At 58.7% G+C, this 13,777-nt stretch carries 13 protein-coding genes and 3 pseudogenes; 10 read left to right on the top strand and 6 right to left on the bottom strand.

Translation table 11 applies throughout. The features are described 5' to 3' along the window. A partial coding sequence (locus tag CO667_RS33700) for a GntR family transcriptional regulator (protein ID WP_141399581.1) occupies positions 1-268 on the bottom strand: 268 nt, incomplete at its 3' end. 261 nt (positions 269-529) lie between these two features. Beyond that, positions 530-667, bottom strand: a pseudogene (locus CO667_RS36155) (IS5/IS1182 family transposase); the annotation flags it as partial. 877 nt (positions 668-1,544) lie between these two features. On the opposite strand from CO667_RS36155, the gene CO667_RS33690 reads away from it, so the two are divergent. From CO667_RS33690 to CO667_RS33665, 6 genes are all read left to right on the top strand, one after another. After that, entirely contained in the window at positions 1,545-2,627 is a 1,083-nt protein-coding gene (locus CO667_RS33690) for a lysine-2,3-aminomutase-like protein (RefSeq protein WP_096772288.1), read from the top strand. A gap of 435 nt (positions 2,628-3,062) precedes the next feature. Further along, positions 3,063-3,764 carry a CoA transferase subunit A gene (locus CO667_RS33685; protein ID WP_096772291.1) on the top strand — a complete coding sequence of 234 codons (702 nt, stop codon included), beginning with the start codon at positions 3,063-3,065 and terminating at the stop codon, positions 3,762-3,764. After that, positions 3,748-4,404, top strand: coding sequence for a 3-oxoacid CoA-transferase subunit B (locus tag CO667_RS33680; RefSeq protein ID WP_245424675.1), 657 nt, complete (start codon positions 3,748-3,750; stop codon positions 4,402-4,404). Before CO667_RS33685 ends, CO667_RS33680 begins: the two co-directional genes overlap by 17 nt. Then, complete coding sequence (locus CO667_RS33675; protein ID WP_096772286.1) at positions 4,405-5,688, top strand: ArgE/DapE family deacylase; 1,284 nt, start codon at positions 4,405-4,407, stop codon at positions 5,686-5,688. A 3-nt stretch (positions 5,689-5,691) separates the two neighbouring features. After that, positions 5,692-6,870 (top strand): thiolase family protein, encoded by a 1,179-nt coding sequence (locus tag CO667_RS33670; protein ID WP_096772285.1) that lies wholly within the window; start codon positions 5,692-5,694, stop codon positions 6,868-6,870. 53 nt (positions 6,871-6,923) lie between these two features. After that, positions 6,924-7,427, top strand: coding sequence for a GNAT family N-acetyltransferase (locus tag CO667_RS33665; protein ID WP_096772290.1), 504 nt, complete (start codon positions 6,924-6,926; stop codon positions 7,425-7,427). A 99-nt stretch (positions 7,428-7,526) separates the two neighbouring features. On the opposite strand, the pseudogene CO667_RS36150 reads toward CO667_RS33665, so the two are convergent. Both CO667_RS36150 and CO667_RS36145 read right to left on the bottom strand, forming a co-directional pair. Next, positions 7,527-7,688 (bottom strand): annotated as a pseudogene (locus tag CO667_RS36150) (IS110 family transposase); the annotation flags it as partial. Positions 7,689-7,788: 100 nt separating this feature from the next. Further along, positions 7,789-8,199: a transposase gene (locus tag CO667_RS36145; RefSeq protein WP_096772289.1), complete on the bottom strand. Its 411-nt coding sequence runs from the start codon at positions 8,197-8,199 to the stop codon at positions 7,789-7,791. On the opposite strand from CO667_RS36145, the gene CO667_RS33655 reads away from it, so the two are divergent. The 3 genes from CO667_RS33655 to CO667_RS33640 all read left to right on the top strand — a co-directional run bounded on the left by CO667_RS33655 (position 8,172) and on the right by CO667_RS33640 (position 12,186). Then, positions 8,172-8,567 carry a cupin-like domain-containing protein gene (locus CO667_RS33655; protein WP_239621062.1) on the top strand — a complete coding sequence of 132 codons (396 nt, stop codon included), beginning with the start codon at positions 8,172-8,174 and terminating at the stop codon, positions 8,565-8,567. The genes CO667_RS36145 and CO667_RS33655 overlap by 28 nt on opposite strands. Positions 8,568-9,000: 433 nt before the next feature. Next, a complete protein-coding gene (locus tag CO667_RS33650; RefSeq protein WP_096772284.1) occupies positions 9,001-10,254 on the top strand; it encodes an acetyl-CoA carboxylase biotin carboxylase subunit family protein in 1,254 nt (417 codons plus the stop codon). Positions 10,255-10,941: 687 nt separating this feature from the next. Then, positions 10,942-12,186: an acetyl-CoA carboxylase biotin carboxylase subunit family protein gene (locus CO667_RS33640; protein WP_096772283.1), complete on the top strand. Its 1,245-nt coding sequence runs from the start codon at positions 10,942-10,944 to the stop codon at positions 12,184-12,186. On the opposite strand, the gene CO667_RS33635 is transcribed toward CO667_RS33640, so the two are convergent. Continuing rightward, positions 12,143-12,457: a M81 family metallopeptidase gene (locus CO667_RS33635; protein ID WP_275593049.1), complete on the bottom strand. Its 315-nt coding sequence runs from the start codon at positions 12,455-12,457 to the stop codon at positions 12,143-12,145. The genes CO667_RS33640 and CO667_RS33635 overlap by 44 nt on opposite strands. Before the next feature lie 13 nt (positions 12,458-12,470). Beyond that, positions 12,471-12,521 (bottom strand): annotated as a pseudogene (locus tag CO667_RS36320) (hypothetical protein); the annotation flags it as partial. 345 nt (positions 12,522-12,866) lie between these two features. Between CO667_RS36320 and CO667_RS33630 the strand changes: the two are divergent. Then, a partial coding sequence (locus CO667_RS33630; RefSeq protein WP_096772282.1) for a LysR family transcriptional regulator occupies positions 12,867-13,777 on the top strand: 911 nt, incomplete at its 3' end.

The following is a 13,777-nucleotide window of genomic DNA, read 5'->3' as shown; positions in this document are numbered from 1 at the left end:
TCAGTTCGGAAAACTCGCGCCGGGTCATGCGCGGAACCACGGCCGTTCCCGATGGCTTGGCATCCAGCGCTCGCTCGTTGACTAGGCGGCGTAGGGCTGCACGCCCCGGCATGGGGCTCAGCGATAATGTCGCGCAGACTCCCCGAATGGAAAGCTTGCTGTCCGGTGTGAAATCGCCATTGATCAGCGAGTTGCGGATCAGCCGATAGGCCGCTGCCTCCAGCGCGCCCGCGGCCGTGGTTTCGGTGCTCGCTTCGCTCTTGCCCATATGCTCTATGCTCGCTCGATTTCGGCTCCGGATTTTGTCTTGCTGGAACTCAGTCGCACCGTCTGGCTCGTCACGACCGGGTTGCATGGATTGGCTGGTGAGACCGCTTCTGCCAGCCCCTACCTCCATGCTGCGCTTAGTTTTGGAGATACCGGTCGCGCTGAGTCGGCGCGGTCTCCGCCGTATCGCTCGGCACCGCCGTTGATCGTGGCGGGATGATCAGTCAGCGGCTTGTGTCCTGCGGGGTTCGGCCCGGCAGCCGGCAATCGCCTCGTCAGAAAACCAGACGGCGAGGCTTCCGCGCTGCTGCAAGGCAGATTCATACTCCGCCCAATTCCGCACCCGGTATTGCTGCTTCGGAATGCAGTGACGGCGAGCGGCATTAGTTTTGAAGGGCATAGCGGAAATCCGAGATCAGGAGGACGCGGTTCCCTATGCCATGCCACTCCGGCCGCTAAATCGCTCATCGGTGCAACAATGCGTATCAACACCGATCGCCTCGGTGGCGTCCCTCGCAATGTAGTGTACTGAGCTGGATCAGCCGACAGGGCCCTTGGATGAAAACCGAGACGCCAGGCCGCTTGGACGTAGAGCAGACCATCGCCCGGTGTATTGCTTTCAAACAGGATGAGGGCTCTTGTTGCCATTTGTGTTGGCCTTTCGTGGTGTCCGATGCGGCGACATGACGGTAAATCGAGCCAGTTCTCAGACGTGTCTGACTTCCGATTTTTGGTCAGCCTGCCATTAGATTGCCAAGCCTTCCCATCTGCTCCGCAGGTCGGGAAAGCGCGATCCTCATGGCAGTGACATCATTTTGGATGAGCGTGTTCATGAGATGTCCTCGTCGGTCTGCGACGCGCTTTAGGATAACCATGCATCTACCGTTCCAAAAGAGAATACCATTAAAACACAATACGATACCTCTCATGCTGCTATGTCGCTTGTCCAACATCGTTGGACATCAGACAACGCGGGGCGCGCTTGGATGGTGCGTGAGCCCCACTTTCCCGCGAAAGAACCTGTTCGCCATTTCTCGGAGAATGCTTGGGATCCAACAATTGTCGGGTTTGTCGAGTGTGTGGCACGATGCTATGTGACCTGGCGTCCTGCCGCAGTCTCATGGGAGCTATTGAATACACTGCCCAACATATCATCTGAGGCTCTTTCTGCGCAGTTGGCATGACTTTTGAAGCTCCCCTTGTCGCGGTCAGGAATTGCCGTCTGGCATTCATGGCGTGAGTATAGCGCGATCGCTGAAACGAGGGAGTAAAGCAACATGTCAGGGCAGCACAATCAACCTAAGCCGACAAGCGCTCGTCCCATCCGCACACCTGCAGAGCTGGTCGAATCTGGCTTCGTTACGGCTGAAGACCTTGCTAGTAGTATCGACGCCGTGGCCGAGCGCCATGCCGTCGGGATCAGCCCCGCCATCGCCGCGCTGATCGACCGGAACGATCCGAAGGATCCGATCGCGCGCCAGTTCGTGCCGGATGCGGCCGAGCTAAATGTGGCGCCCGAGGAGCGCGAGGATCCCATTGGCGATCTCACGCACAGTCCTGTCGAAGGGATCGTGCATCGTTATCCCGACCGGGTCCTGCTCAAGGCCGTGCATGTCTGCCCGGTCTATTGCCGCTTCTGCTTCCGCCGCCAAATGGTCGGTCCGCAGGGGCTCGGCACCCTCTCGCCCGAGGCCATGGACGAGGCGTTTGCCTATATCGCCAATCGCCCGGAAATCTGGGAGGTGATCCTCACCGGTGGGGAACCGCTCATGCTCTCACCCCGCCGCCTCGGGGAAATCATGCAGCGGCTGGATGCCATCGATCACGTGAAGATCGTCCGCTTTCACACCCGCGTTCCCGTGGTCGAGCCGGAACGGATCAACGAGGCTTTGATTACCGCCATAGAGGCGAGCGGCAAGACGGCCTATGTAGCCCTCCATGCCAATCATCCGCGCGAGTTGGCGCCTTCGGCTCGCGAGGCCTGCGCTCGTCTCGTCGATTCGGGCGTCGTTATGATCAGCCAATCGGTTCTGCTCAAGGGCGTCAACGACGATCCCGACACGTTGGCGGCGCTCATGCGCGCTTTCGTGGAAACGAGGGTAAAACCTTATTATCTTCACCACCCGGACCTCGCCCGCGGCACGAGGCATTTCCGCCTCTCCATTGAGGAAGGCCGCGCCCTCGTGGCAGGCCTGCGCGGTCGAATCTCGGGGCTTTGCCAGCCGACCTACATCCTCGACATTCCGGGTGGGCATGGGAAGGCGGTGATCGGACCGGATGCCATTCAGCAAGAGGAGGCAGGTTGCTATAGGGTCTGCGACTTCAAGGGCGGCGGGCACGCGTATCCGCCTTCGGATTAACATAATTCAATTCAAGCACTACCGATCCTTATGTGGACGGCCTCCACCTCCTATGGGCAATACTCTGATCGACTCGCTTGCGCCCATGTTGGAATAGACGGCCCCTGCGCAGGCGGTTCCAGTCCAGCTCCCAGAGAAGACACTTTTCTCGTAAGGGAGAGCCATAAATTCAATCAATGATCATGATTATATTTATCTGTTTGCGTTATGTAGCGGGAGTGGTCAAATTCGCGAACAAAGTAGATTCCAAACGCAAAGCGACCTTGATGGGTGCTGTCTGGGCAGGGAGGTCCGCACCGGGAACGGCATTCCGCCGTCCGGGACATTGTTTTCCAAAGCCGACAGCGCGAAACCAACGTTTTGGCGCAAGACGATCTGTTCGAACTATTCGCGAACGCTGGCCCGCCGCATATGCGCGAGTCGGCAAGAAGTGGGATGACTTGCATGACACTGCCTGACAAGCGCGGCGCGATTGAAGAGGCCATCTCGGCCATTGGGGACGGCGCCTCGGTCATGCTCGGCGGCTTCGGCGTGCCCGGAACGCCCTTCTGCCTGATCCGTGAGCTGGTTAGGCAGGGCCCCCGCAATCTGATAATCATCAAGAACGACGCCAATGAAGCAGGAATGGGCGTCGATTGGTTGCTAGAAAATGGCCAGGTGGCCAAGCTGGTAACCAGTCATATCGGTCTCAACCCGACCGCCATACGCATGATGAACGAAGGCGCCATCGAGGTGGAATTCGTCCCGCAAGGCATTCTGGCCGAGCGCATCCGCGTGGCCGGAGCTGGAATGATGGGCTTTGTAACTGATATCGGCCTTGGCACTCCCGTCGAGGAGGGAAAGCAGAGCATTGTCATAGAGGGCAGGACGGGTCTTCTCGAGACCGCACTGCGTGCCGATTTCGCGTTGATCCATGCCCACAAGGCCGATGCTTTCGGCAATCTTTCCTTCTCGGCCTCGGCGCGCAACTTCAATCCCCTAATGGCCATGGCCGCGCGCCAAACCATTGTTGAGGCTGAGAGGATCGTGACCCTTGGCGCGCTCCTACCCGAGAGTATCCACTTGTCCGGAGCTTTTGTCGATACGGTGGTTGAACTGACTGAATTGCCGGAGGTCTACGGTGTCGTCCAACGCTAAAGAGAAGATGCTGAAGCGCACAGCTGCCGATATCCTGCCCGGCATGACTGTCAATCTGGGCATCGGGCTGCCGACTGAGGTGCTGCAATATGTGGTCTCCGGCATCCCGGTCTGCCTGCATTCGGAAAACGGGATCGCCGGCGTCGGACCTGTTCTATCGCCCGACATGGCCGACCGCAACCTGATCGACGCTGGCGGCGCCTATGTCTCCACCATACCCGGCACGGCATTCTTCGACAGCGCGGTCAGCTTCGCGATCGTGCGCTCCGGCCGCCTCGATCTGACCCTGTTGGGGGCCTTCGAGGTCGCGGCGAACGGCGATCTGGCGAACTGGAAGATCCCTGGCAAATTCTCGCCGGGCATTGGCGGCGCGATCGAACTGGCGCAAAAGGCGCGGCGGGTGGGCGTTATCATGATGCACACGGATCGCAAGGGCAACCCGAAGATCCTCGTACAATGTACCCTGCCCTTAACCGCCAAAGGCCGTGTGAGCCGGATCTATACCGATATGGCGGTCTTCGACGTCACCGCCGAAGGCCTACATCTGCGCGAAATCGCCGAAGGCGTCGGCCTCACCGAGCTTCGCGCGGCCACCGGCGCCCCATTCCGTATCCCCGATCAGGATTTGCCGAGGTTCTAGATGGACAGGACTGCCATCCTTCATGCGGTCGATGCACTCTTCGATCGCGAACTGGAATTTCTGACCGAACTGGTGCGCCAGCCGTCGACACGAGGGGCCGAGCAATCGGCACAGGATTTCGTGGAGAGGGAGTTGTCTGGACTCGGTTTTGAGGTCGACCGCTGGCAAATCGATGTGAAGGAGATCGCGAACATGCCCGGCTTCTCGCCGGTGATCGGCAATTATGAGAACGCCGTGAACGTGGTGGGCAGCCTACGCAGCCGGACCAGCAGCGGACGCAGCCTGATCCTTAACGGCCATATCGACGTGGTGCCGACAGGCCCGCTGGACATGTGGGATCGCGCACCCTTCGACCCGCACATCGACGGCGACTGGATGTACGGCCGCGGCGCGGGTGACATGAAGGCCGGGTTGACCTCGAACCTCTTTGCCATCGATGCGTTGAAGCATCTCGGCCTGCGTCCCGCCGCCGACGTGTTCTTTCAGTCTGTCGTGGAGGAGGAGTGCACCGGCAATGGCGCGCTAGCCTGCTTGCACCGCGGCTACCGCGCCGATGCAGCACTGATTCCCGAACCGTTTGCCGAAAAGCTCGTGTCCTCGCAGGTCGGGGTGATCTGGTTTCAGGTGCGCCTGAAAGGCTTGCCGACGCATGTCGCCTATGCCGGTTCGGGCGCCAACGCCATCGAGGCGGCCATCCCCCTATTCGAGGCGCTGCACCGGCTGGAGCGGCGGATGAATGCGCCGGAATGCCGCCATCACGACTATGTCGGCCACAGCCATGCGCTCAACCTCAACATCGGCAAGATCGAGGGCGGCGACTGGGCAAGTTCTGTCCCCGCCTGGTGCGTCTTCGATGTGCGCATGGGGGTATTCCCTGGCCAGAGACTCGACGAAGTGCGCCACATGATCGAAGAGACCATCTTCGATGCGGCCCGCAACCACCCCTTCCTCGCCGAGAACGGTCCCGAAGTTGTCTATAATGGCTTCGCCGCAGAGGGCTATTCCTTCAAGGATGACAAAAGTGCAGCGGCGCGCGCGGCGCTGGCCGCGCTCGACCGCGCCCACAGCCTTGTCGTTGGCAAGCCCCTTGAACACGAGGCGATCACCGCCACCACGGACGCCCGTTTCTTCGGCCTCTACGCCGACACCCCAGCGCTCGTCTATGGCCCGCGCGCCGAGGCGATCCACGGGTTCAACGAGCGCGTCGACCTAGACTCAGTCCGGCGCGTGACACAATCGACCGCCCTGTTCATCGCCGACTGGTGCGGCCTGGAGGAAGTATAACCCATGCGCGACGCCGTCATTGTTTCCACCGCCCGAACCCCGATCGGCAAGGCCTATCGCGGCGCCTTCAATGCCACGCAAGGGCCGCTTCTGGCGGCCTATGCCGTGCGCGCCGCCTTGGCTCGTGCCGGGCTAGAGGGCGGAGAAGTGCAGGATTTCACGCTGGGCTGCGCCCTGACTCAGGGCACCAGCGGCATCAATGTCGCCCGCCATACCGTCTTCGCCGCTGGCCTTCCCGACGGCGTGCCAGCCGTTACCATCGACCGGCAATGCGCGTCTGGTCTATCGGCAATTGCAACGGCAGCCAACCAGATCCGCTCCGGCGACTGCGATATTGCTCTGGCCGGCGGCATGGACAGCATCTCGCTGGTGCAGAACGACGATTGGAACGGCACCCACTATCGTGTGCCGGCGATCCGCGGGGGATACTATATGCCCATGCTGGCCACGGCGGATCTGGTCGCGCGCAAATATCGCGTCACCCGCGCGGCGCAGGATGAATATGCGCTGATCAGCCAGGAGCGCACTGCCGCCGCGCAGGAAGCGGGGCGCTTCGCCGACGAGATCGTTCCGGTTTTGGCCGAGCAGCCTCCAAAGAACCGGGAAACGGGCGAGGAAAGTATTGCGTCAGTCACATTGGGGCGCGACGAATGCAATCGTCCCGGCACCACCCTGCAAGGCTTGGCGGCGCTCGCGCCCGTGATGGGCGAGGATTCGACCGTCACTGCCGGTAATTCCTCCCAGCTTTCCGACGGCGCCTCGGCTTGCGTCCTGATGTCGGCCTCGGAGGCGGCCTCACGAAACCTCACCCCGCTCGGTGTATTCCGCGGCATGCTAACCGTCGGCTGCGCTCCTGAGGAAATGGGGATCGGACCCGCGCTGGCCATTCCGTCCTTGCTCGATCGCCACGGCCTTTCGCTCGACGACATCGACCTCTTCGAGATCAACGAAGCCTTCGCCGCGCAACTGGTCTATTGCCGCGACCTACTCGGACTTGACTCGGATAAGTTGAATGTCAATGGCGGCGCCATCTCCATCGGTCATCCCTACGGGATGAGTGGATCGCGCCTTGTCGGCCACGCGCTGCTGGAGGGACGCCGGCGTGGCGCGCGCTTCGCCGTGGTGAGCATGTGCGTGGGTTGGGGCATGGGGGCGGCAGCGCTGCTTGAGGTCGCTTCCTGAGCAATATCGACCTCTCTCGAGGTCGCCTGGCGAGCGGAGCAGAAAGGATCATGATGACGTCTGGATTATCATTCCGGTTGGCCAAGCGCGAGGATTGCGAAGAGATCCTGCTGGCGCTTCGGTTGCTGGCTGAGTCTCTCGGCACTCCCGGGCGCTTGAAAAGCACCAGGGAAAATATTGAAGCCGCCGGATTCGGTCCTCGGCGCGAATTTACCGTGATGCTGGCCGAGGTCGACGGCAAGATCGCCGCCATCTGCCTTTACTTCCCGATGTTTTCTTCTTGGATGGGCAAGCCGGGCCTGTACATCCAGGACCTCTTCGTCCACGAGGAATTTCGCAGCGCCCGGATTGGTGAAAAGCTGCTGCGCCACGTAGCCCGATCCGCTAGCAATGACGGTTACCACTATCTCCGCCTGACAGTCGATCATGGCAACCAGGCGGGGGCTCGCTTCTATCTTCGGCATGGATTCGAACCGGCGAACGATGAGACGAGCTACAGGCTTCATGGTGAGGCATTCGAGAGATTTTGTCGCAGCGGAACTAACCGCCACTCTTGAGGCTGTACGACTAGCGCCCTCTGCCCTTTGTTAAGGTGCCCCTCCGGATACGTGTGCCAGTTTTTTTGGACTTGTTTCGGAAAAGATACTGCTGTCGAATCCAGTACGAGATCGCACCTTCTCCTGGAGCTGAGCAAAACGATCCAGCAATGCCGTCACATCGCCACCAACCACCGAGTGCTTCGACATCTTCTCGCCGTTTCACAGCGACAACAAGGTGATCGGCCACATTGAGCGAGAGCGTTCCAATAATACGAAAATTGCGGCATGATCGTCAACACTGGTGGCGCTATTCGCAGTTCTTTGTGGGGCCGAAGGGAGTCGTTACCCCCTTCATTTTGACACGCTACCTAGCCATAAACTATTTTCCAGATCTACGGTCGATGGCGGCGATCCGGGCAGCAGACGCCCCTTCCTCAAGACGGATTGTGACAGAACCGACGACAATCTCGGCGCGGGAGGTCTGCTTGGCCGCCGGCGGCTCCGGCGCGGGAGTCTCGACAACGATGGCCGCGAATTCGACTGCGTCTTCCGGCTCAGGCAAGACCAGCTTGCCCTGCCGCGCCAGTGTTCGCCAGGACGACAGGTGATTGGCCTTCAACCCGTGGCGTTCCGCCACTTCGTTCACCGTCACTCCCGGACGCAAATTCTCCGACACGATCCGCGCCTTGACTTCGTCCGGCCATTGCCGATGAAACTCCCGTCGGCTCCGTACGCTTCGTAAGAACCTCCAGTGTAGTATCCATGGAGAAACTCCTTGTCGCTCGTCCATGGAAACTCGATCACAGATCAGGCGACAGCGGGCAATGTGGGGGCACAACATCGGTTAAGGTGCAAAACAAGTTCACCATTCTGCCGCCTAGCCAAGCCGCCTACTGTGGACGCCGCGGCTGGCGGTGGTTTGATGTCGACCCAGAGCAACCGGACTACAAACGCTTCCCTCAGTATAAACGAGCTGCACCCGCTGCAGTTACGGTGAATGCTGGCGACATCCTGTATATGCCGCCGGCAGCACTCCACCATGTCCGCAGCTTATCCACCTCAATTTCCTTCAATATCGATTTCCACACAAAAACGGAGCGTATTAGATGCGCTAGCGAGGGCGGACAAGGATATGCCGAAAGAGGTGGTTTTCTATAATGCAATCAACGCGCTCGCGGTAACAAGCAGCATACCAGAGGCCATCACCTTTCCGCTATGCCGGCCTTACTTAAGCTATATAAGTTGACGGACGAACGCTCTCTGCGGTGAGAGCTGCCTGCGCGACAGGCTCGCACCCATCAGTCTTAGTACACGCGCAGGACTAGCATTCTGGTGGGACAGTCGCTCACGCCGCATTTCACTTAGCTGCGGCTCAGCGATGGCAGGACCACAGCTCTGTGACGGCCTGATCCGGTCGGCATCCGATCTTGCGAATTTCGCTCGCATAACGAGCGCCGTAGAGGCCGATTTCAAAATTTTACACAATCTTTGCAACGCAATTCCACCGACAATGATACGCTCGCCGCGAGTATCCATTGAGAGAAAGACGCTACCTGTTACTTGCCCTTGCATCGGTCGGAGTTTAACACCAATGGCAAAAAGAGCGCTCATCCTAATTGAAGGTAGTAGAGGTAATGGTCCTCTGTATATGAAGGCGGCTGAGCGCCTTGGACTTTATCCAATTACATTAGCGGCTGATCCAACTCAGTACGGCTATCTTGAGTTGGAAAGGGGTGAGGCAATCCGTGCCGACACGGATAGTCTAGACGCTATGATCCGCCAGTGCTCCCGACTAAGTGCTCCGTATGACCTTGCCGGCATTACGGGCTTTGCCGGTCGCGATGAATCGGAATATTTGATAATAAGCAAGCTTTGCCGCCACTTCGATTTGCCCGGTCCGAATCCGGCTTCAATCGAACGGTGCTATGACAAATTCGCCCAACGGGAGGTCCTCGCACAAGCCGGGGTTCCAGTACCTGCTTACCGTCTGGCAACAGACGCGACTGGCATTGAAAGTGCTGCTAAAGAAATCGGGCTGCCGGTAATTCTTAAGCCAGTTGTTGGCAGTGGCAGCACGGGTGTTCGATTGTGCCGCAACTTGGCTGAATTGACTGAGCACACGGACCAGCTGCTAGGCGGGAAACACGTCTGGCGGTCTTCGCCGAAGATGCTGGTGGAAGAATTTGCGCAAGGCCCGTATTATACCGTCGACACTATGGGAAATGAGGTTATCGCAATTGGCACCGCTGATTTCGGCGATCCACCCTATTTCATTGCTCGTGAATACATCTTTCCGGCCCTGCTGGCTGACGCCGAGCATGAGCGAATCTCGGATGTGGCAATGAGCTGTTTGGAAGCTCTGGGTCTTGGGTGGGGGCCCGCGAACATTGAATTCCGGTGGACAAAACGCGGACCGGTCGCCATTGAAATCAATCCCCGCGTTCCGGGCTTGGCGACTCCTCGGCTAGTGCAGCTGGCGTATGGCGTAGATCTCGTGGCCGAACACATCAAGCTTGTGGTAGGCGAGGAATCGGTTTTGCGCATAACGCGGTCACAGGTCGCCGGCGCACGGTTCCTAGTGCCGGACAGGGACGGCATTCTCGAGTGGGTCGACGGTGATCGAAGGGCGGCGGCTGAAAAGGGAGTGGCCGAGGTCGAATTGTACATTAAACCCAAGACGCCAATTGTCAGAAAGAGCGACGACCGAGACGCGATCGGACATGTCATCGCTACCTCATCCCACCACACTCATACCGAGACGATACTCGAGCGTGCCACAGGCCTAATTACTTGGTCTATTGTACCGTTCTCGACCCCTGCCGATAAACGGCACCCAATCACATAAATTCCCTGCTTGCAGGTGGAGGAGACTCTCTCCCAGTGTCCTGCTGTTGATCGGTTTTGTGTCCGAGCGGCTTTATGCTGGGTCTAACTACCGCATCCTCAATCATCGCGTGCCAAATTATCATCGACCTAAGCTCCAATCGTATGGATGGTGTCCCAGGGAGTTGTGTAGCTCGATAGCGGTGGTCATCGGCTTTTTTCCGGTAGGGTTGGGTTGTTCAAGCGTTCAAGCACAACAGCGAGAAGGGGCTGAGAATGTCAATCGTCCGCAATCGAGCACGATTATTAAGCGCGCGACAGTTGTCGCCACAGGTGTGACGGTCGGCTCTGTCCCTTGCAAACCGCACAAACCAAGTTGATGGGCCGCCGTTCTCAATGTCCGAAAGCGGATAAGACCGGTTTCCCTTCGCGATGATCATGTTCTATACGCGATTTTAACGGCCGACTGATCAGCATCAAAACCGCCAGCATCTCTTCCGAGGGTGCACCTTTTTGAGGATGCTCCATGCTACCGACCGCCAATCAAAATATTGCACCAGATTCGTCAAATAAAAATTTACAAGATCTTTACGACCGCAACTCGGTGAGAATGGTACGTTCACTGCAGGTCGGGGTCGGGCGCGGCTAGCAAGCTTGATGCCGTTAACGTCCGGACCGCCGCACATAACGATACGGAGGTCAGTAGTCAATGGCAAGAAGAGCGCTCATCCTGCTTGAAGGCGCACACGGTGTTGGTCAGCAATATGTCCAAGCTGCCCAGAGTTTTGGCCTTCATCCAATTACTCTGTTGGCCGATCCAGCTCAGTACCACCATCTCGCAGCGGGAGGCCTTGACGCAATCCAGGTTGATACGAACAATCTTTCTGCGCTTATCCACGAATGCTCTCGGCTACGTGGGACCTACGAGATTGCTGGCGTTACAAGCGCCGAGGATAAGGTCTATGCGATGGTGGGAAAGCTCTGCCAGCATTTAGATTTACCGGGACCGAATCCCGCGTCCGTCGAACGATGCTGCGACAAATTCACTCAGCGTCGCCTGCTTGAAGACGCCGGCGTTCCGATACCCTTTTATCGTTTGGCCACTAACGCGGCGGAGGTTGAAAGCTCTGCCGCGGACATCGGCCTGCCAGTGGTAGTCAAGCCAGCGCTCGGCGGTACCGGCGGCGTCGGTGTCCGACTGTGCCGCAACGTCGCTGAATTGACTGAGCACACGAACCATCTGCTAGGCGGGAAACACCTCTGGCTGTCTTCACCGAAGATACTCGTCGAAGAATTCGCACAAGGCCCGTTCTATGAAGCTGAAACCATGGGAAATGAGGTCATTGGGATTAGCGCCGCCGACTTCGATCATCCACCGCATTTTGTCTTTCGCGAGAGCATCTTTCCGGCCTCGCTGACTAATGACGAGCACAAGCGCATCTCCCACGTGGCGCTGAGCTGTTTGGGAGCTCTGGGTCTGGGGTGGGGCCCAACTAACATTGAATTGCGGTGGACGACGCGTGGCCCAGTCGTAATAGAAGTCAATCCGCGTATCGCGGGTGGAACCTATCCTCGGCGGGTTCAGCTGGCTTATGGTGTCGATCTCGTAACCGAGCACATTAAACTTGCCACGGGCGTGGACTGGGAGTTGCGCAGACGGTATCTCCAAACTGCAGGCGTGCGGTTCCTATTGCCTGATCGCGATGGCACTCTCAATTGGATCGGTGGCGACAGTCGGGCTGCTACCGTGTCGGGTGTTGTAGAGGTCAAACTTTATGTCGAACCTAAGACGCAGATCGTCAGGAAAGGTGACTACCGAGACCGCATTGGACATGTGATCGCCGCTTCATCAAGCTTTGCACAGACCAAGGCCATACTTCAGGACGCGGTCGGTCTAATAGATTGGTCGATTACTCCATTCTCGCCCCCTGACCAAGAGGAACACCCCTCATGACTGGACGATTCGCCAGCGTGACGCTTGGCTTGATCTCACCCGGCATCGCTCGCTGCAGCAGGCGGGCGGCACGCTCGGCGGTCTCGTACGTCTCGGTATGCGGCGTCGTCCGGTAGGTGGTGATGATGTCGGCCAGGCACGCCATGTTTTCCGTTGCGTTTGCGTGCAGGTCCGGGGTGACGGCAACGGGCAGTTCGCACCCGACGATTGCCCGTACTTGCCGGGAGGATCTCGCCCTCGGCGTCGTCGTGGCTCTCGGTGACCATCGCACCGTCTAGCAGTATCACGCCGTCCACTGGCATCTCGCGTTTAAGCGCTTGAGTGATGATCCCCATCAGGTTGTCGAAGGCCTGGTCCGTGACTTTCCCCCGGCCTCTTCGATAGCGGCGGCGAAAACGGTAAGAGACATTCGATCAACTCCCTTTGTCATCTTATGCCTCAAGCGTGGCGGGAGGTTTGGGAACATCGATTCAAAACTTTTAACGGTCCGTCCCACTGCAATGGACGTTGCCAGCGCAATCTTAGCGATTTCTCGGCTATCGAATGGTCGTCTGCATGCGACGATGACTTCAAACTCGACTAGCACTTTGCATTTGGAATCAGGTTGTTGGCCAACTTGACTCATCACCGCTCATAGCGCAAAGAGATCATCATAATCCTGATGATTGATTGGATTAATAGTGCGGCCATACGAAGAGCGTTTTCTCTGGAGGCTTGACTGGAACCTGCTGCGCACTTTCACGGTGGTCGTCGAACAGGGCGGCATTACGCGGGCGGCGGAATTTATGAACCTCAGCCAGCCTACTATCAGCAGTGCGCTGAAACGCCTGGAAGAGACCACAGAGAAGCGGCTGCTTGATCGCCGACCCGGGCATTTCGCGCTGACCCCGGCGGGTGAGACGCTTTTTCGCGAAAGTTGCATGCTTTTGGGCTCGATCTCACGACTGCCGGGTCTAATGGCGGCGGCGGAGACCGTTGTCACCGGCCATGTGGCCATCGCGATGACCAGCCATGTGGTCTGCCCGCATTTCGATGAGGCAATGGCCCGCTTCAACACAGCCTATCCCGAGGTGACCTATTCGATCTCGATCACCGACAGCGCCGAGGTCCTAAGCCGGGTGCGGCAGAACCAGGCGTCGGTAGGCTTGTGCCTAATGTGCGAGGATGATCCCATGCTGGACAGCCGCATCCTGTTCCGGGAGTTCTTCGGCCTGTTCTGCGGTCCGCCGCACAGGCTGTTCGGCCGATCGGACATCGGGATCGAGGATGTGTCCGGCGAACGCTCGGTGTCGTTCCAAACCGAACTCGAGAACGGGCCGCTCTATCTGGTGCGCCAGTTGCGTGAGCGCGTCAATCTGCACCCCGAGCCCCACGGCCTGTCTGCCAATCTGCCCGAGGTGCGGCGAATGATCATCACGGGAACGGGCATTGGAGCGCTGCCAGTGCATATCGCCAGTCGCGACGTCGACGCCGGGCTCCTGTGGCAGGTGCCGCCGAAGGACCATCTGCCGGCGGTCGAGGTCCATTTCGTGGTGAACCCGCGCCGAAGCATGAACCCAGCCGAGACCGCCTTCGTACGGACGATTCATGA

This window comes from Rhizobium sp. L43, assembly GCF_002531725.1.
Lineage (GTDB): Bacteria > Pseudomonadota > Alphaproteobacteria > Rhizobiales > Rhizobiaceae > Rhizobium.
Note: the sequence above shows the minus strand (reverse complement) of the source record. Positions and strands in the feature narration are given on the sequence as shown.